We start from the raw sequence: 16571 nt of genomic DNA on the forward strand, positions 1-16571 counted from the left end.
GTGGAGCCAGACCTATCCCGGCTGTCCCTGCATGGTGCCGGCCGCCAGGGCCTTCGTCCGCGGAATGCTCGCCGACAGCCCACGCCGGCGCGACGCCGAGCTCATCGCCTCCCCGGCCGCCTGCTCGTCGGGGCCCGATGCCCCGAACAACTCGGCCGGGCCATCCTGGCGGCCAGAAGACAGAACGCGGTCGCATCCCTCTAGAGCCGGGGTGGCGCCGCCGGTTGAGCAGCCCCCCATCCCGGCCGCGCCACCCCCACCAAAAGGTCCCCGCGCCGGATTCCTGTCCATGCCTGACACCGGTTGCGGGGTGGGGCGGTGGGGAATTCGTTCTTCATGGCGACTGTCGTGTTGGTGGGGACGCTCGATACCAAGGGGGCCGAGTACACCTGGCTCCGTGACCGGGTGCGGGGGCTGGGCTGCGATGTGGTGCTGGTGGACGCGGGGATCGGGGCGTCCGAGGTAGAGGCCGATGTTGCCGCCGAGCGGGTCGCGGAGGCCGGGGGCGCGTCGCTTGAGGCGTTGCGGGACGCGGGGGATCGGGGCGCGGCCGTCACGGCGATGGGTGAGGGCGCGGCGGCCGTTCTCGCGGGCCTGGAGCGGGTGGACGCCGTGCTCGCGGTCGGCGGGAGCGGCGGGTCGTCGATCGCGGCGCGGGCCGTCCGGGATCTGCCGATCGGGCTGCCGAAGCTGATCGTGTCCACGATGGCGTCCGGGGATGTCACGCCGTACGTGGGCGCCAAGGACGTGACGATGATGTACAGCGTCGTCGACATCGCGGGCGTGAACCGGGTGTCGCGGCTCATCCTCGGGAACGCGGCGGCAGCGGCGGCGGGGATGGCGAAGGCGTACGAGGGGGCGCGGGCGGCGCCGGGTGTGGATGAGCGGCCCCTTGTCGCGGCCTCGATGTTCGGAGTGACGACGCCGGCGGTGGACGCGGCGCGGGAGCGGCTGGACGAGCTGGGGTATGAGGTGCTCGTGTTCCATGCGACCGGGGCCGGGGGCCGGGCGCTTGAGGGGCTCGTGGAGAGCGGGCTGCTGGCCGGGGTGCTCGATCTGACCACGACGGAGCTGGCGGACGATCTGGTCGGGGGCGTCCTGTCGGCCGGGCCCGAGCGGCTCACGGCGGCGGGGCGGCACGGAGTTCCGCAGGTCGTGGCGCCCGGCGCTCTGGACATGGTCAACTTCGGGCCGCGCGAGACCGTCCCCGAGCGGTTCGAGGGGCGCGACCTCTACGTCCACAACCCGACCGTGACGCTGATGCGGACGACACGGGAGGAGATGGCGGAGCTGGGACGGCGGGTGGCGGCGAAGGTGGCCGATGCGACCGGGCCGACCGTCCTGTTCCTCCCCCTCGGGGGTGTGTCGGCGCTGGACGCGGCGGGGATGCCTTTCCACGACCCGGCCGCGGACGAGGCGTGCTTCGCGGAGATGGACGGCGCGGTGGAGACGGAGAGGCTCGACGTGAACATCAACGACCCGGTGTTCGGCCGCGCGATGGCCGACCGGCTGCACCAGTTGATCTCGGGGGGAGCGCAGTGAACCGTCAGACCGTCCTGGAGCGGCTGCGGGCCGGTGTCGCGGAGGGCAGGCCCGTCATCGGCGCGGGCGCGGGCACGGGGCTGTCCGCCAAATGCGCGGAGGCCGGCGGCGTCGACCTGATCATCATCTACAACTCGGGCCGGTACCGGATGGCGGGACGCGGGTCGCTGGCCGGGCTGCTCCCGTACGGGGACGCGAACCAGATCGTGGTGGAGATGGCGTCCGAGGTGCTGCCCGTCGTGAAGGACACGGCCGTGCTGGCGGGGGTGTGCGGCACGGACCCGTTCCGGGTGATGCCGGTCTTCCTCGACCGGCTCAAGGCCATGGGGTTCGCGGGCGTGCAGAACTTCCCGACGGTCGGGTTGTACGACGGGGTGTTCCGGCAGAACATCGAAGAGACCGGCATGGGATACGAGCTGGAAGTCGAGATGGTGCGGCTCGCGCACGAGCGCGACATGGCCACCGCCCCTTACGTGTTCGACGAGGACCAGGCGCGGGCGATGGCGGAGGCGGGCGCCGACGTCCTGGTGCCTCACGTCGGGCTCACCACCAAGGGCAGCATCGGCGCGGGCACCGCCCTGACGCTGGACGAGGCGGTCGAGCGGGTGCAGGCCATGCGGGACGCCGCGTACGCCGCCCGCCCGGACGTCCTCGTCCTCTGCCACGGCGGACCCATCGCCGAACCGGACGACGCCGCCTACGTGCTCTCGCGGACCGAGGGCGTCGTGGGCTTCTTCGGGGCCTCCTCGGTCGAGCGGCTGCCGACCGAGCGGGCCATCACGCAGCAGGTGGCCGCCTTCAAGAACCTGGAGATCTGATGCTGGTGAATCCCGGAGACGTCACGACGATGACCTTCGACTGGGGGTCGATCAAGTGGTTCGTCACGCCGTCGTCGGTGCCCGGTGCGAGCAGCACGCTGGGAGAGGTGATCGTCAACCCCGGCAAGGGGCACGCGCGGCACAACCATCCGAACGCCGAGGAGGTCATCTACGTGATCTCCGGTGAGGCGACGCAGATGGTGGACGACGGCAGGCCGTTCGCGATCCGCGAGGGCGACGCCGTCCACATCCTCAAGGGCGTCTGGCATTCCACGCACAACACGACGTGGCGCCCGCTCCGGCTGATCGTCACGTACACGCCGGGCGGCGAGGAGAAGGCCCTGGAGGGCGCACCGGACTTCTGCCTGCACGAGGCCGGCGCGGTTCCGGAATGGCGCCAGGCCTAGCCGCGTGACCAGGCGTCCAGGCCCTCTTCGGTGAGCAGGACGTCGAACGCGGCGTCGGCGGCGCCGATGAGCGCGCCCTGCGGGCCGAGGGGGGACCGCAGGACGGGCGGCGGGCCGGCCCGGCGGTAGCGCATCAGCGCCGAGGCGTAACCCCCGTCGAGGGACGCCGGCGCTGTCGCGGCCAGGTCGAGGGCCAGGCCGGAGAGGGTGACGACGTCCGGGTCGAGGGCGTTGACGAGGGCGCCCATGCCCCGTCCGAGCGCGTGGGCGGCGCCCGCGACGGCTCCCAGGGCTCCGGGGTCGGACGCCGCGGACGCGATGATCTCCCCGGCCGCGGTGCGCGGGTCGGCGGGCGGGGGACGGTCGAGCGCGCGGGCCATGGCGCGTCCGTCGACCTCCAGGTCCCAGCATCCGCGGGCACCGCACGGGCACTCCAGCGCGGGGTCGCCGAACGGCATGTGGCCGAACTCGCCGCCCGCGCCTGTCGCGCCGTCCACCGGGCGGCCCTCCACGACGAGGACGCCGCCGACGCCGACCTCGACCGTCAGGTGCAGGACGATCCGTGCCGCCGCGCCCGCACCGCGCCGGGCGTCGGCGAGCCCGATGAGCGACGCGTTGTTGCCGACGAGGAGGGGGATTCCGGGCGGCTTGAGCGGCCCGAGGCCGACGTCGCGCCAGCCGAGGCCGGACGCCTGGACGATCGTCGTCCCGCTGACCGTGCCCGCGACGCAGACGGACACCGCGCGGACACGCCGGCCGTGGCGGTCGTGCAGCGCGGCCACGTGCGCGGCGAGCGTCCCGACCAGGCCGGGCGAGCCGGAGTGGCGGCCGGTGTCCTCGGTGATGACGCGGCCGCCGAGTTCCACGCAGGCCACCCGCCATTCCTCGTGGCTGATGTCGACGACGCAGACGAGCGGGCCGCCGGGGTGCGCGGTGAGGGCGGGGGAGGGGCGGCCGCGTCCGCCGGTGCGGGGCGGCGCGGTCTCCTGGACCAGCCGGGACGCCTTGAGCCGGCTCGTGATCTCGGTGGCGGAGCCGCTACTCAGCCCGAGCGCGCGCGCCACGTCCGCGCGGGTCGCGGACGGGTGCGCGTGGACGTGGCGGAGCACGGCCAGCGCGCCCTGGCTGCGCAGGGCCCGTGCCGAGTGCGCGCTCTTCGGCTGCATGGGTGACATCCTGGCCGGTTCCGATTATCCTCGTTGCACGAGCATAATACGGAGGGGTGCGCATGACCGAGACGGCGGCACTGCGCCGAACATCCTCGACCTTCGGCCTGTACGCGACGTTCGGCTGCCTCGGCTACCTGCTCACGGCGCTCGGCGCGATCCTCCCCGAGCTGCGCGAGGAGCGCGGGCTCCCGCGCGCCGAGGTCGCCCTGTACCCGTCGGCGTTCGCGCTCGGGCTCGTCGTCATCGGGTTCACCGGGCACCGGCTCGCCGAACGCCTCGGGCGGCTCGCACTGCCCGCGGCCCTGGCCGCGCTGGCCGGCGGCGCCGGGATCATCGCCGCCGCCGGCGGGCGGCTCGGGACGGGGATCGGCGCGCTGGTCCTCGGCCTCGGCGGCGCGGGCCTCGTCCAGCTCATCCCGGCCGGGCTGAGAGCCCTGCACGGCGGGGACGGGGCGGTCCCGATCGGCGAGGCGAACGCCGTCGCGAGCACCGCGTCCGTGCTGTCCCCGGTCCTGATCGGCGCCGCGCTCGCCCACGGGCTCGGATGGCGGTTCGCGTTCGCCGTCCCGCCGCTGGCGCTGGCCGCCGTCCTCCTGCTCACGCGGCGGGCCGTGGCGCCGGTCGCCGCCGAGGACACCGTGCCCGCGGCGGGGGAACGGGCCCCGCGCCCCTTCGTGAGCCGGTGGCTCGACCTCGTCCTCGCCGTCGGCGTCGAATTCTGCATGGTGTTCTGGGCGGCGGACTTCCTCCGCTCCGTCAAGGACCTCGGCTCGGGCGCCGCGACGACGTTCTCGGCGGCGTTCCTGCTCGGCATGGCGGTCGGGCGGATCATGTCCGGGCCCGTCGTCCGGGCGGCGGGACGCCCCGACCGGCTGCTCGCCGGGGCCGCCCTCGTCGGCGTCGCCGGATTCGCGATCATGTGGACGGCGCCCGCACCCTTCACGGTCGCCGGGCTGCTCGTCGTCGGGCTCGGCGTCGCGCTGCTCTACCCGGTCATCCTCGCGCAGGCGCTGGCCGCGTGGCCGTCCCGTCCCGGCCGGGCCGCCGCCCGCTGCGCCCTCGCGTCCGGCGTCGCGATCGGCATCGCACCGCTCGCCCTCGGGACGCTCGCCGACCTCACCACCCTGCGCGCCGCCGTCTTCGTCGCCCCCGTCCTGCTGCTGACCCTCCTCGCCCGCTGCGGATGGCGGCTCAGAACGGCACCGGCGTCCTGACCACGCATCCCCGGCCATTTCCGAAAGGGCCGCCCCGCGCACCGGCCGGAAAGTCAGCTCACTTTGCCCGGACGTAAACCCAGTCGCCGTCATGCCTGACGAACCGGCTGACCTCGTGCAATTCCCCGGGCGCCGAACCCTCCAGGAAATGGGCGCGGAACTCGACCGTCCCCTTGTCGTCCCCGGGCCCGCCGCCCTCCTCCCGGACGATTTCCAGCCGCACCCGCCCCGGCTCGCGGCGACCGGCGGCCCAGGAGCCGCCCTGACGCCGCCGGCGCAAATGTCAGGCGCGGCGGACGGCGAGACCGGGGTACTCGACGACGAAACCCGCTTCGTCGTACACGAGCCGGGCCGTGAAGTCGAACGCCGGGGCCGCGTAGTCGTAGCACTGACGTCCGGCGGTATCGGTCCGCCGCGAGTAGGTCTGCTCCAGGCGGCCGACGGTCAGATCAGCGGCCCGCACATAGACGGCCGGCACCTCCGCCGTCCCGCCGACGGCCATGCCCAGCCGGTGGACGGGCAGCGCGTTCGTCATCGCGGACGACTCCAGATCGACGTCGAGGCAGCCATCAAGCCCGGGAACGTGGTCGCCGTCGACCAGCCATCGGCCGTGCTCGGCCCGCTGGACCGCGACCTCGCCGGGACCTCCGTCAAGCACGTGTGCGACCTGGGCGCTGCGCGTGCGCCATCCGTCATTCTTCCAGCTAAGGAGCGCCTGCTACGCGGGACCGGCCTCGCGAGCCCGGGGCGATTGGGCGAAAACTGCTAATGGCCCATGCTCCGCACTCAAATAATTGACAAAGTTCTGGACCTGAAATGGTGGTTCGGTTTCCGGCCTGCGCTGGTCATGTCGCGCGTGAATCGGCCGTCCGCCCGAAGCCTTGTCCGTTACCGGACGCGGGGTTACCGTTTCTCTTAGTTGATAGGAAAGTTTCCTATCAGATGGAGCTCCCATGCCTCGCTCCCCTCCATCACCCCGGTGTACGCGGCGCGTCGACGACCTGACCACCCCGAACACGAGGAATCCCCGCATGAAGAACACCAGACGCAAGCTCGCCGCCATCGCGGCGGGCCTCGGAATCGCCCCCCTGGTCGCCGTGATCATGCCGGCGTCCACCGCCTACGCCCACGGCTACGTCTCGGCGCCGATGAGCCGCCAGGCTCAGTGCGCACAACGCATCGTCCAGTGCGGTGCCATCCAGTGGGAGCCGCAGAGCGTCGAAGGGCCGAAGGGCCTGCGCAGCTGCAGCGGCGGAAACGCGCGGTTCCGCGAACTCGACGACGACGGCAAGGGCTGGCGGGTCACGCCCGTCGGCAACACGGTGACCTTCACCTGGACGTTCACCGCCCGGCACCGCACGCTCAACTACGAGTACTACGTCGGCGGCAGGCGCGTCGCCGTGGTCGACGGCCACGACCAGCAGCCGCCCGCCAGCGTGTCCCACACGGTCAACCTCGGCGGTGTGTCCGGCAGGCAGAAGGTGCTGGCGATCTGGAACATCGCCGACACCGCCAACGCCTTCTACGCCTGCGTCGACGTGGACGTGCGGTGATATCGCGGCGCGTCCTGACGCTTCTCGGCGCCGCCCTGCTCGCGGTCACGACCCTGTTCGCCGTCCCGCAGCCGGCCACCGCCGCGGCGGCCTGCTCCGCCCCCGACTGGGTGGCCGGGCAGTGGTACCCGGTGGGCAGCGTCGTCAGGTACACCGACGGCAACTACTACATCGCCGTACACGAGAACCCGGGCTACGACCCCGTGATCAGCCACTGGTTCTGGGACCCGCACACCTGCGACGGCCCGGGCGACCCCGGGAACCCCGGCGGCTTCGTGGTGAGCCAGGCGCAGTTCCAGCAGATGTTCCCGGGCCGCAACTCGTTCTACACCTACAGTGGCCTGACCGCGGCCATGGCCTCCTTCCCCGCGTTCGCCAACACCGGCAGCGACACGACGAGGAAACAGGAGGCGGCCGCATTCCTGGCCAACGTCAACCACGAGACCGGTGGGCTCGTCCACATCGTCGAGCAGAACACCGGTAACTACCCGCACTACTGCGACTGGGGCCGGCCTTACGGCTGCCCCGCCGGGCAGGCGGCCTACTACGGGCGCGGCCCCATCCAGCTGAGCTGGAACTTCAATTACAAGGCGGCGGGCGATGCCCTGGGCATCGACCTGCTCAACAACCCGTGGCTGGTGGAGCAGAACGCGGCGGTCTCATGGAAGAGCGCGCTCTGGTACTGGATGACCCAGAGCGGCCCGGGAACCATGACCGGCCACAGCGCGATGGTCAACGGCCGCGGCTTCGGCGAGACGATCCGCAGCATCAACGGCAGCCTGGAATGCGACGGCCGGAACCCGGCCCAGGTGCAGAGCCGGGTGAACGCCTACCGGCAGTTCACCCAGCTCCTCGGCGTGCCGGCCGGCGGCAATCTGACCTGCTGAGGAACCCATCACCCGACCGACCGCGATCCTCGACCCGCGCCCGGCCGCTCCGCGGGCGCGGGTCGACCCGCATCCGGGCGGAGGACGTCCCCGCTCAGCGCAAGACGGGGCGGGAGCACGGTGCCCGCCCCGCCTCCGGTGTCACCCGCCGGTGCAGGCCGGGGTGACGGTCTCGGCCGTGCCGGTGCCGATGAGGCCGAACGTCGTGGTGGCCCCGGCCGCCAGCGTCCCGTTCCACGACTCGTTCGCCGCGGTTAGCTCCGCGCCGTCCTGCGTCACCCCGGCTCCCCAGGACTGCGCGACGGTCTGGCCGCCGCCGAACGTCCAGGAGACCCGCCATGCCGTGATCGGGGCCGTCCCGGTGTTCTCGACGGTGACCTCACCCTGGAAGCCGCCCTGCCACGATCCCGTCGTCTCATAGGCGGCCGTGCAGGTGGCCTCAGAGGACGGCGGAGGGCTCGTCGGCGGCTGCGTCGTCGGTGGCTCACCCGTGGTCGGAGGGCTCGTCGGCGTGGTCTCGGACGTGTCGCCGTAGATGACGCCCCGGCCGTTCGTGCCGAGGTAGACACGGCCGTAGACCCGGGGATCGCCGGTGAGGGCCTCACCGGCGTTGCCGTACTGGTGCTGGTCGTCGTTGATGCGCGTCCAGGTTCCGCCCGCGTCGTTCGACCGGAACAGCCCGGTCACCCCGTCGACCGTCCCCATCAGGTAGAGCGCCGGGTAGCTCGCGCCAGGGGCCGCCTTGCCCGCCCCGACGTTCACCGCCGAGGAGACGTCCGGGACCTTGGCGAAGGTCGCGCCCGAGTCGGTCGAGTGGAACAGTCCGGTGTCGCCCGCGAGCCAGATGTCGCCCTCCCTGCCCGGCATCGCCTTGAAATGGACGCCACTGGACGGCAGCCCGGACGCCGCCGTCGCCGAGAACGACTGCCCGCCGTCGGTGCTGACGTAGAACGTGCCTCCCGACACCGCGTAGAACTTGCCGGCGTTCACCCGGTCCGACTCGACGATCGCGTTCGCGGGCACGCCGGACGACCGGCTCCAGGTATTGCCGAATCCGGCCGAGTGGACGACGGGCTGTCCGCCGTCCCCGGGCGCCCACACGAAACGGCCGCCGTCCGCCGCGGCCGCGACCGTGCCGCCGTTGTTGACGCCGCCGGGCTCGGTCCCCTGGAACCAGTTGGCCCCGCCGTCGGTCGAGAACGCCACGTGACTGTCGTTCGGGCGGTCGGCGTCGGTGAAGTCGCCCGCCCGCACGATCACGCCCGGGTTGGCCTCGGCGTAGTCGAGGCTGGTCGTGCTCGTGAAGACCGGCTGCGTGAACATCGTTGACGGGACGGCGCCGAGATCGGTGTGCCGGAACCCGCCGATGTCGCCGAGCCCGCTGATCAGCGGCGCGCCGGACGGCGGGCTGATCAGGTCGAGGACGGCGGTCTCCTCCAGCCCCGTCACCATCGGCCTGATCGTGATCTTGTCACCCGTGTCCCACCGGGTGAGGTCCTCGGTCCCGTAGATCGTCGCGCCCGTCCCGTACATCAGCCGGTCGGAGTCGAACGGATCGATCTCCACCGACTCGTTCATCCAGCCGAGCTTCGGGGCGACCTCCGGTGGCGAGGGGGCGGCTCCGAAGGTGAGCCACGGCACCGAGGAGATGTCCTGGGTATAGCGGAAACTGCGGTTCGGATAGCTCGTCCAGTCCCAGATGCGAGTCCAGGTCGCGCCGCCGTCGGTGCTCCGCCACATGATCGTGTCGGGCCACCAGGAGATCTGCGCCGCGACCATCAGGGTCCCGGGGTCCTGGCGGTCGATGGTCAGGCCGCTGTATCCGAAGTAGTCGTCGGAGCTGCTGGACGGCACGGGGCTGATCTGCGTCCACGCCCCGGACTGCGTGTCGAGCTTCCACACGTCGCCCTTGGCCCCGTTGTACGGGCCCGCCGTGTCACTGGTCGCTATGTAGAGCACATGGCCGGCCGCGTCCAGCACGCCCTTGTGCGCGATGTAACCGGTGGGCTGCCCGGGCACGCGCTCCCACGTCACGCCCGCGTCGGTGCTGCGGTAGACGGTGTTCTCCTTGTCCGCCACCCCCACGTAGATCGTCCGGGTGGGACTGCCCGCCGTCCCGGTGCTCTCGTCGAACGTCACCCAGACGACGCCCGGCCGGTGGCTGCCGTAACCGGTGGTGTCGCCCGGATCGTCGGAGTAGTCGCCGGGGTTGGGGAAGCTGCTCACCTCCGACCAGGTCACGCCCTGATCGGTGCTCCGCCACAGGCCGTTGCCCTCGGGCGTTCCCAGGTACAGCACGTCGTTGTCGTTGGGATCGACCGCGAGCCGTTCGCCCATGCCCCGGCCCGGCATGTTGCCGCCCAGCTTGAACGGCAGCTCCGCGACCTGCCACGTCCGGCCCCGGTCGGCCGAACGCAGCACCGCGCCGTTGTTGGGGTCCCAGTCGTTGGTGTACATCCCGGCCGCCGCGTACACCCGGTCCGCGTCCACCGGGTCGGCGGCCAGGCTGATCACGCCGTTGTACCCCCACCGGTCCCAGCCGACCCAGTCCAGCAGCGGAACCCACCGTCCGGCCGGCGGATCCCAACGGTAGGCCCCGCCGATGTCGGTGCGGGCGTAGACGAGGTCCTTCTCCTTGCGGCTGAAGACGATCCCGGGCACGAATCCGCCCCCGCCGATCGCCGCGTTCTTCCAGGTGTAGTCCGCGGCCGCCGACGCCGGACGGGGCGTGGCCGCCGCCACCCCCGCCACCAGGCCGGCGACGAGCGCCAGCGCCGCCAGCGCACTCGCCACGGCCCCGGTGAATGATCTTCGCATGGGCTCGAACCTCCTCGTGGTCCCGGTGACCAGGAGGCTGATCGAAGCGCTTCGACACGTCAACGTCTTTCACGGGACGGCCGCCTCACCGGCCCGAACGTCCCGCACCGCATGAAAGACCGGGCGCCGACCACCGGGAAACGACTGGATCGAAGCCGGACGGCGGACGGGGAAGCGCCCCCTCCCGGATCGTCCGGGCCGTCCGGACACCGGGCCGATGGCTCGGACAGGAGCGGCTAGAGGGACGGCTGGTCTGCTTGCAGGTTGTCGAGGATCTTTGCGGCGATGCCGGCGAACTGGTCGAGCTCTTCGGGGGTGAGACGGTCGATGAACAGGCGCCGGACCTCCTGCAGGTGGCCGGGCGCGGCGTCCTTGAGCGCCGCCAGGCCCTTCTCCGTGACCACCGCCTCCATGCCACGCGAGCCGCACCGTTCCCGGGCGAGGAGGCCCCGGTTGCACATCCGGGTGATCTGGTGGTGCATGCGGCTCTTCTCCCAGTCGGCCACCCGCGCGAGCTCGTAGGCGCGCATCCGCCTGCCGGGAGCCTCCGACAGCAGCACGAGCACGGTGTAGTCGGCGTTGGACAGGCCGCTGCCGGCCTGGAGCTGCTGCTCGATGCGCGCCCGTAGCAACTCCATCATCTGCATGGACGTCCGCCAGGCGTGGAGTTCGCGTTCGGTCAATCGCTGCTGCCCCATGAAGTCATCCTACCTGCGAGTTGACGCATCAACTCAACGTCGCCTACCTTGAGATGACACATCAACTCACTGAGGCGATCGAGGCGAGCACATGGCATTCGAGATCGGAATCATGACGTTCGGTGAGCTCACGGAGGATCCCGCCACCGGAGCGCTCCCGTCCCCGCGGCGGCGCGTCCGCGAAACGATCGAGCAAGCGAGAGTCGCCGACGAGGTTGGGCTCGATGTGTTCGGCGTCGGTGAGCACCATCGCACCGACTTCGTCGGATCGGCACCGGCCATCCTGCTGGCGGCCGCGGCGGAACAGACGAAGAGCATCCGCCTGACGAGCGCCGTCACCGTGCTCGGCTCGGAGGACCCCGTCCGCGTCTGGGAGCAGTTCGCCACGATCGACCTGCTGTCGCGCGGCCGAGCCGAGATCATCGCGGGACGCGGCTCCTACACCGAATCCTTCCCCCTCTTCGGATACGACCTGCGCGACTATGCCGACCTCTTCCGCGAGAAGCTCGATCTGCTGCTCAAGATCCGCGAGCAGAACCCGCTCACCTGGGAGGGAGACTTCCGCGCGCCCTTGGTCGACGCCGACATCGCGCCCCGCGCCGACGGCGCCACGCTCCCGATCTGGGTGGGGGTCGGCGGATCGCCTGCGTCCGCCGTCAGCACCGGCCGGCTCGGCCTGCCAATGGCGCTGGCCCTGCTGCTGGGGCCGATGACCTTCCACGAGCAGACCGTCGGGCTCTACCGGGAGTCCGCCGCGGAGGCGGGACACGACGCGGCCGCCCTGCCGATCAGCATCAACGCGCACGGGTACGTCGGGCGCACCAGCCGGCAGGCGAGAGATGTCATGTACCCCTACTTCGCGAGGGGCATGGCGGAGAACAACCACCAGCGGGGCAAGGGGTTCCTTCTCTCCCGGGCCGCATTCGACGCGCAGTCGTCGCCGGGGTCCGGTCTGCTGGTCGGCAGCTCACAAGAGATCATCGAAAAGCTGCTCGCCTACCACGAGCTCTACGGCCTGAACCGCGCCATGATCCAGATGGGTTTCGGCGGGCTTCCGCAGCAGGAGCACCTGGAGGCGATCGAGCGGCTCGGCACCGAGGTGGCACCGGTCGTGCGCCGTGAGGTCGCCGCACTTGAGAGGAGGGCGGCATGACCACCGCCCCGGCGGCCATCGATGCGGAACCGGCCGCGCGCATGGCCGGCGCGGCCCTGCGCGTCGTCGTCGTCAACGGCAGCCCAAGCCGGCCGTCCAAGACCATGGGTCTCGTCGACGCCGTCCTCGACACGCTGGCAGGGATGCTCCCCATTGAGACGTCCCGGATCGACGTGTACCGCCTGGGCCCGGGGTTCACCGGAGCGATCGAGCGCGACGACGTCACGCCCGACGTCGAAGCCGCCATCCGGCTCGCCGAGGAAGCCGACCTCCTGGTGGCGGCGACACCGGTGTTCCACGGTTCCTACCCCGGCATGTTCAAGCACTTCTTCGATCTCGTCGACCAGTACGCGCTCGCCAACAAGCCCGTCCTCCTGGCCGCGACAGGCGGAGGTGACCGGCACGCGCTCGTCCTGGAGCACGCCGTGCGGCCCCTCTTCGCCTTCTTCCAGGCGTTGACCGTGCCCGTCGCGTTCTTCGCGTCCGCGGGAGACTTCGATGGCACGGTTCTGCTCAATCCCCGCGTCCATGGGCGCATCCAAATGGGTCTCACCGACGTGGTGGACCTCCTCAGAGCCCGCGCGACGGGTACGCGAACAACGCCGGATGCTTGACCGCCGAGCGGGTCACCGTCTCACCCTGTCCCGGTCGCCAGGCGGCGGCGGTATCGCGGGAGGGCGCGGACGCTTCCGGTGGTGATCGCCCCGACCAGGCGGCCGTTGCGGCGGTACTCTCCGAGAATGTGACCGGACGGGTCCTCGTCGACGGTGCGGTATTCGAGATCCGAGCCGGTGAAGCCGACGGATTGCAGCCGCCGGCCGTACAGGTGGGACCAGAACGCGGGCACCGGCGCGGGCGCGTCGGGGCCGAGCGTCCCCAGCAGGGCGCGGGCGGCACGGGCGCCCTGGTCGGCGGCGTTGCTGTAGTGCTCGACACGGACGAGCCTGCCATCGAGCAGCGGATGGGGAGACCGGGCGACGTCTCCGGCGGCCGCGATGCCCGGGGCCGCGAGCCCGTCGTGGCCGAGGACGACGCCGTCGTCGAGGACCAGCCCGGACCCGCGCAGCCATCCCGTCGCCGGGCGTGCCCCCAGAGCCGCGACCACGAGATCGGGGGCGACGACGGAGCCGTCATCCAAGCGCGCGCGGGTCTCGCCGGGGGTGACGGTGAGATCGGTGACCTCGCGGCCGAGCCGCAGGTCGACGCCATGGCCGCGATGCAGGTCCGCCACGTGCCGGCCGATCCGGTCGCCGACCGCGCCGACCATGGGCTGCGGCCCGCGCTCGACCAGCGTCACCGACCGGCCCAGCGAGGTCGCGGCCGAGGCGATCTCGCTGCCGAGGAAACCCGCTCCGAGGATGAGGACGTGCCGGCTCGTGGCGAGGCGCCGCCGCAGCACCACGGCGTCGCCGACCGTCCGGAGGACGAGCACGCCCGGGTGGGCGAGATGCGGCGGGGCCGGACGGGGCGCGACCCCGGACGCGATCACCAGCCCGTCGAAGGCGACCCGCCGGTCCCCGATCAGAACGGTCCTGTGCCGGACGTCGAGGCCGGTCGCGGGACTGCCGAGAAGCCACTCGGCCTCCAGGCCGTCGGCGTCCGGGAGCCGCACCGAAGCCGGCGCCTCCTGCAGGAGGTACTCCTTGGACAGGGGCGGACGCCGGTAGGGCCGGTGCGTCTCGGCACCGATCACCACCAGCCGTCCGTCCCACCCCTGCCGGCGGAGTTCGGCCGCCGCGCTGAAGCCGGCCATGCCCGCGCCGACGATGACGACGTTCCTCATGGCCCGGGTCGTCATGGACCCTGTGTCCCGAGCCGGATCGCCTGGACGGGGCAGACGTGCGCCGCCTGGCGGACGGCGTCGTCGTGCCGGGCGTCGGGCGAGGGGTCGTAGACGAGCTCGTCGTCCTCGTCCAGCTCGAAGACATCGGGTGCCGCGAAGACGCATTGGGCGTGGATCTCGCAGACGGCCCGGTCGACGTCGATCTGCATGGTCAGGTTCCTCTCGCGGGCGGGTTGAATCGGGACGGCTTCTCCAGCCGCCACCGCAGAGCGAGGCGGTTGTCGAGCTGGACCACGTGGTCGATGTCGAAGTCGACGAAACGCTGGGCCCCCGGGCGGCGGGCGGCCCTGTCGCGGTCCCAGTCGACGGCGGCCGTTCCGCTCAGGTGCAGGGTGCGCCCGGCCGTCCAGTCGATGAACAGCAAGGAGGCCCGGGGGTCGAGCAGCAGATTCCCGAAGGTCATGTACATCGAGTTCCCGAGGTAGTCCGGCCAGCTGACGCGATGCGGCTCGGCGTCGAGGAACCCGGGGCTGCCGCCACGGTGGGACGCGTCCGCGCCGAGACCGGGCGCGCTGGTCCCGACGAAGAACGTGTCGGCCTCGCGGACCCACGCGAGCTGCGCGTCGTTGAGCGACGAGCCCTCGGTCCGCGTCGTGGGTCCGGACCGCCCCACCGAGTCGCCGCGGCGGGTCTGGATGTACTTCGGGCAGTTCGAGTAGACCTGGTGGGCGCGCACCGACAGGCCGCCGTCCGCCTGGTGCGCCCGGCCGTTGATGCGCATGCGGCGGCGTGTCTCGGTCTCGATGGCGAGCATGCCGATCTCGGTGGGGACGGTGAACGCACCGGCGAGCGGATCGAGTTCGGGGAGGCCCGCATCGATGTGGAGCGTCGACTCGTCCGGGACTGCGATGAACCCCGGCTCGCCGGCCAGGAGCGTGGTCCACGGCGAGCCCCGGTGCTCGGCCGACACGACGATCATCCGCTGACCGGCCAGGAACTCCCGGGCCACGTCGGGGATCGTGTCGCCGACGCCGGCGCTGCCGTGTGCGTCCGCGTGCACGTCGGCGCGTTGCTGGACGTCCACTTCGCCTGGGTGGAACATCCGGTTCTCCTTTCGGGAGGGCCCGGGGCGCGCGGCCCCGGGCCCGGTGGGCCTCAGTGCGGCGTGTTCAGAAAAAACCGCAGGTGGGCGCGTCATGGACGGGGGCGCTGTCGCCGTCGACGCCGCTGGGCGCGTAGATCTCGAGCCGGACGCCGTCGGGGTCGGCGAAGAAGACGCCCCCCGAGGCCGCCCCCTCGGCGTGGGCGACGATGCCGTCATAGGCGAACTCGACGCCGAGCGTCTTGAGCGTCTGCTCGGCGCGGCGGACGGCGTCCACGGTCGGGACCTCGAACGACAGGTGGTGCAGACCGGGCAGTCCGGTGTCGAAGCCGCCATCGCTCTGCTGCCACAGGGCGATGCTCACGCGGCCGTCCTTGCCCAGGAGCGCGAACTTCCGGTCGGCGTCCGAGCGGGCGACGACATCGAAGTCGAACAGCTTCTCGTAGAACTCGATCGACCGGTTCAGGTCCGTCACGTTCAGCGCGACGTGGCCGGTCTTCAGCGCCGGGTTGCTCATGGTGCCCTCCAGGTCGGCGAAGCGTCCCGTCACCCTCGGCAGGTGACTAATGTTTAGACAGCTCGTTGCCATTAGGTGCAGCGTAGAGCCTCCACTAATGCAAAGCAAGTCTTGATACATTAGGAAGGACCGGTGGGGCTCCAGGCCGCGCCGGGACCGACGCGAGGGGGAGGGGCCATGGCGGCCGACGACGTACCCGACCTGTATCCCTCCGAGCCGCGGCCGGTGCGCCTGATGAACACGATCTGGGCGGACAAGGGGCGGGTGCGCGACGCCCTGACGACCGTCGGGCAACTGGACCGGTGGGCGCGGCAATGCGGGATCCAGCCCACCGGCCCGCTCGGCGAAGAAGACCTGCTCCGGGCCCGGGAACTCCGCGATGCGCTACGCCGGCTCGCCGCGACCGTGGTGAACGACGAACGTCCGGCCGCCGTGGACGCGGGTCTGGCGGTCGATGGGGCCCTGGCGACACTGAACGGCTTCACCGCGCCGTGCGCCCCCGAGCTGAGGCGGGAGGGCGAACAGGAGTTCCGCCGGGACTGGCGGTTCGGCGTCGACGGGTTCGAACGCGAACTCGTCGCCCTGGCAGTCGAAGCCGGCGAGCTGCTGTCCGAGCGGCCGGAGGTCCGGCTCGGCGCCTGCTACGGGCCCGGCTGCGTGCTCTACTACTACCGTTCGCACGCGCGGCGCGGCTGGTGCTCGGCGGGCTGCGGCAACCGTGCCAGGGTCGCGCGCCACTACCGGCGCCACGCGAGCAGTTGAGCGGACGACGCGCGGTGACCGTGCACACTGATCCGGCGACCAGCGGCACGGTCATCGCGGGAGTCTGAACAGCGGCGGCGCGGAACCCTCCCGCCACAAGCTCCCGTCGCGACTTCCGAAGACGGTGACGAAGCAACGGTCACCGGCTT

Annotated in this window: 17 protein-coding genes and 1 pseudogene; 9 read left to right on the top strand and 9 right to left on the bottom strand. The window is 71.8% G+C overall.

From position 1 onward, the window contains the following. The first annotated feature begins 336 nt into the window (after positions 1–336). From ACTWPP_RS00870 to ACTWPP_RS00880, 3 genes are read left to right on the top strand one after another with little or no spacing between them, the layout of a single operon-like run. Positions 337–1542: a Tm-1-like ATP-binding domain-containing protein gene (locus ACTWPP_RS00870; protein ID WP_443102071.1), complete on the top strand. Its 1206-nt coding sequence runs from the start codon at positions 337–339 to the stop codon at positions 1540–1542. Continuing rightward, on the top strand, positions 1539–2360 hold the full coding sequence (locus ACTWPP_RS00875) for a phosphoenolpyruvate hydrolase family protein (RefSeq protein ID WP_443102072.1): 822 nt from the start codon (positions 1539–1541) through the stop codon (positions 2358–2360). The genes ACTWPP_RS00870 and ACTWPP_RS00875 overlap by 4 nt, the downstream gene beginning before the upstream one ends. Next, the gene (locus ACTWPP_RS00880; protein ID WP_443102073.1) at positions 2360–2767 is read left to right on the top strand and encodes a cupin domain-containing protein; all 408 of its coding nucleotides are present in this window, start codon (positions 2360–2362) and stop codon (positions 2765–2767) included. The genes ACTWPP_RS00875 and ACTWPP_RS00880 overlap by 1 nt, the downstream gene beginning before the upstream one ends. Here ACTWPP_RS00880 and ACTWPP_RS00885 read toward each other — a convergent pair. Next, on the bottom strand, positions 2764–3933 hold the full coding sequence (locus tag ACTWPP_RS00885; RefSeq protein WP_443102074.1) for an ROK family transcriptional regulator: 1170 nt from the start codon (positions 3931–3933) through the stop codon (positions 2764–2766). The genes ACTWPP_RS00880 and ACTWPP_RS00885 overlap by 4 nt on opposite strands. Positions 3934–3995: 62 nt before the next feature. Between ACTWPP_RS00885 and ACTWPP_RS00890 the strand changes: the two genes are divergently transcribed. After that, positions 3996–5150: an MFS transporter gene (locus ACTWPP_RS00890; RefSeq protein WP_443102075.1), complete on the top strand. Its 1155-nt coding sequence runs from the start codon at positions 3996–3998 to the stop codon at positions 5148–5150. A gap of 58 nt (positions 5151–5208) precedes the next feature. On the opposite strand, the gene ACTWPP_RS00895 is transcribed toward ACTWPP_RS00890, so the two are convergent. Together ACTWPP_RS00895 and ACTWPP_RS00900 are read right to left on the bottom strand one after the other, a co-directional pair. Next, positions 5209–5373, bottom strand: coding sequence for a YchJ family metal-binding protein (locus ACTWPP_RS00895; protein WP_443102076.1), 165 nt, complete (start codon positions 5371–5373; stop codon positions 5209–5211). Positions 5374–5433: 60 nt separating this feature from the next. Beyond that, a pseudogene (locus ACTWPP_RS00900) lies at positions 5434–5835 on the bottom strand (putative glycolipid-binding domain-containing protein); the annotation flags it as partial. A gap of 346 nt (positions 5836–6181) precedes the next feature. Between ACTWPP_RS00900 and ACTWPP_RS00905 the strand changes: the two are divergent. Next, on the top strand, positions 6182–6703 hold the full coding sequence (locus ACTWPP_RS00905) for a lytic polysaccharide monooxygenase auxiliary activity family 9 protein (RefSeq protein WP_443102077.1): 522 nt from the start codon (positions 6182–6184) through the stop codon (positions 6701–6703). Next, the gene (locus ACTWPP_RS00910; protein ID WP_443102078.1) at positions 6700–7590 is read left to right on the top strand and encodes a chitinase; all 891 of its coding nucleotides are present in this window, start codon (positions 6700–6702) and stop codon (positions 7588–7590) included. The genes ACTWPP_RS00905 and ACTWPP_RS00910 overlap by 4 nt, the downstream gene beginning before the upstream one ends. A 141-nt stretch (positions 7591–7731) precedes the next feature. Here the strand turns inward: ACTWPP_RS00910 and ACTWPP_RS00915 are convergent, their stop codons facing one another. Both ACTWPP_RS00915 and ACTWPP_RS00920 read right to left on the bottom strand, forming a co-directional pair. Beyond that, positions 7732–10407, bottom strand: a complete 2676-nt coding sequence (locus tag ACTWPP_RS00915) for a cellulose binding domain-containing protein (protein ID WP_443102079.1) — start codon at positions 10405–10407, stop codon at positions 7732–7734. A gap of 236 nt (positions 10408–10643) precedes the next feature. Then, entirely contained in the window at positions 10644–11105 is a 462-nt protein-coding gene (locus ACTWPP_RS00920; protein WP_443102080.1) for a MarR family winged helix-turn-helix transcriptional regulator, read from the bottom strand. Positions 11106–11196: 91 nt separating this feature from the next. Here ACTWPP_RS00920 and ACTWPP_RS00925 point away from each other — a divergent pair, with 91 nt between their 5' ends. Both ACTWPP_RS00925 and ACTWPP_RS00930 read left to right on the top strand, forming a co-directional pair. After that, positions 11197–12258 carry an LLM class flavin-dependent oxidoreductase gene (locus ACTWPP_RS00925; protein WP_443102081.1) on the top strand — a complete coding sequence of 354 codons (1062 nt, stop codon included), beginning with the start codon at positions 11197–11199 and terminating at the stop codon, positions 12256–12258. Continuing rightward, positions 12255–12872: an NAD(P)H-dependent oxidoreductase gene (locus ACTWPP_RS00930; RefSeq protein WP_443102082.1), complete on the top strand. Its 618-nt coding sequence runs from the start codon at positions 12255–12257 to the stop codon at positions 12870–12872. The genes ACTWPP_RS00925 and ACTWPP_RS00930 overlap by 4 nt, the downstream gene beginning before the upstream one ends. A 20-nt stretch (positions 12873–12892) precedes the next feature. Here ACTWPP_RS00930 and ACTWPP_RS00935 read toward each other — a convergent pair whose 3' ends face one another. From ACTWPP_RS00935 to ACTWPP_RS00950, 4 genes are all read right to left on the bottom strand, one after another. Beyond that, positions 12893–14056, bottom strand: a complete 1164-nt coding sequence (locus tag ACTWPP_RS00935) for an NAD(P)/FAD-dependent oxidoreductase (protein ID WP_443102083.1) — start codon at positions 14054–14056, stop codon at positions 12893–12895. Beyond that, positions 14053–14250, bottom strand: a complete 198-nt coding sequence (locus tag ACTWPP_RS00940) for a ferredoxin (RefSeq protein WP_443102084.1) — start codon at positions 14248–14250, stop codon at positions 14053–14055. Before ACTWPP_RS00940 ends, ACTWPP_RS00935 begins: the two co-directional genes overlap by 4 nt. Positions 14251–14252: 2 nt before the next feature. Continuing rightward, the gene (locus tag ACTWPP_RS00945) at positions 14253–15143 is read right to left on the bottom strand and encodes a pyridoxamine 5'-phosphate oxidase family protein (RefSeq protein WP_443102085.1); all 891 of its coding nucleotides are present in this window, start codon (positions 15141–15143) and stop codon (positions 14253–14255) included. A 67-nt stretch (positions 15144–15210) separates the two neighbouring features. Then, complete coding sequence (locus ACTWPP_RS00950) at positions 15211–15693, bottom strand: VOC family protein (protein WP_443102086.1); 483 nt, start codon at positions 15691–15693, stop codon at positions 15211–15213. A gap of 144 nt (positions 15694–15837) precedes the next feature. On the opposite strand from ACTWPP_RS00950, the gene ACTWPP_RS00955 reads away from it, so the two are divergent. Further along, positions 15838–16422, top strand: coding sequence for a CGNR zinc finger domain-containing protein (locus ACTWPP_RS00955; protein WP_443102087.1), 585 nt, complete (start codon positions 15838–15840; stop codon positions 16420–16422). Positions 16423–16571 lie beyond the last annotated feature (149 nt).

It is taken from the genome of Actinomadura sp. 3N407 (assembly GCF_052245875.1).
Taxonomy (GTDB): Bacteria; Actinomycetota; Actinomycetes; order Streptosporangiales; family Streptosporangiaceae; genus Spirillospora.

Bases quoted from the DNA above. Each gene is read 5' to 3' on its own strand.
- ACTWPP_RS00870 (WP_443102071.1), top strand. From the start codon at position 337: ATGGCGACTGTCGTGTTGGTGGGGACGCTCGATACCAAGGGGGCCGAG.
- ACTWPP_RS00880 (WP_443102073.1), top strand. From the start codon at position 2,360: ATGCTGGTGAATCCCGGAGACGTCACGACGATGACCTTCGACTGGGGG.
- ACTWPP_RS00885 (WP_443102074.1), bottom strand. From the start codon at position 3,933: ATGCAGCCGAAGAGCGCGCACTCGGCACGGGCCCTGCGCAGCCAGGGC.
- ACTWPP_RS00890 (WP_443102075.1), top strand. From the start codon at position 3,996: ATGACCGAGACGGCGGCACTGCGCCGAACATCCTCGACCTTCGGCCTG.
- ACTWPP_RS00905 (WP_443102077.1), top strand. From the start codon at position 6,182: ATGAAGAACACCAGACGCAAGCTCGCCGCCATCGCGGCGGGCCTCGGA.
- ACTWPP_RS00915 (WP_443102079.1), bottom strand. From the start codon at position 10,407: ATGCGAAGATCATTCACCGGGGCCGTGGCGAGTGCGCTGGCGGCGCTG.
- ACTWPP_RS00920 (WP_443102080.1), bottom strand. From the start codon at position 11,105: ATGGGGCAGCAGCGATTGACCGAACGCGAACTCCACGCCTGGCGGACG.
- ACTWPP_RS00925 (WP_443102081.1), top strand. From the start codon at position 11,197: ATGGCATTCGAGATCGGAATCATGACGTTCGGTGAGCTCACGGAGGAT.
- ACTWPP_RS00930 (WP_443102082.1), top strand. From the start codon at position 12,255: ATGACCACCGCCCCGGCGGCCATCGATGCGGAACCGGCCGCGCGCATG.
- ACTWPP_RS00935 (WP_443102083.1), bottom strand. From the start codon at position 14,056: ATGACGACCCGGGCCATGAGGAACGTCGTCATCGTCGGCGCGGGCATG.
- ACTWPP_RS00940 (WP_443102084.1), bottom strand. From the start codon at position 14,250: ATGCAGATCGACGTCGACCGGGCCGTCTGCGAGATCCACGCCCAATGC.
- ACTWPP_RS00945 (WP_443102085.1), bottom strand. From the start codon at position 15,143: ATGTTCCACCCAGGCGAAGTGGACGTCCAGCAACGCGCCGACGTGCAC.
- ACTWPP_RS00955 (WP_443102087.1), top strand. From the start codon at position 15,838: ATGGCGGCCGACGACGTACCCGACCTGTATCCCTCCGAGCCGCGGCCG.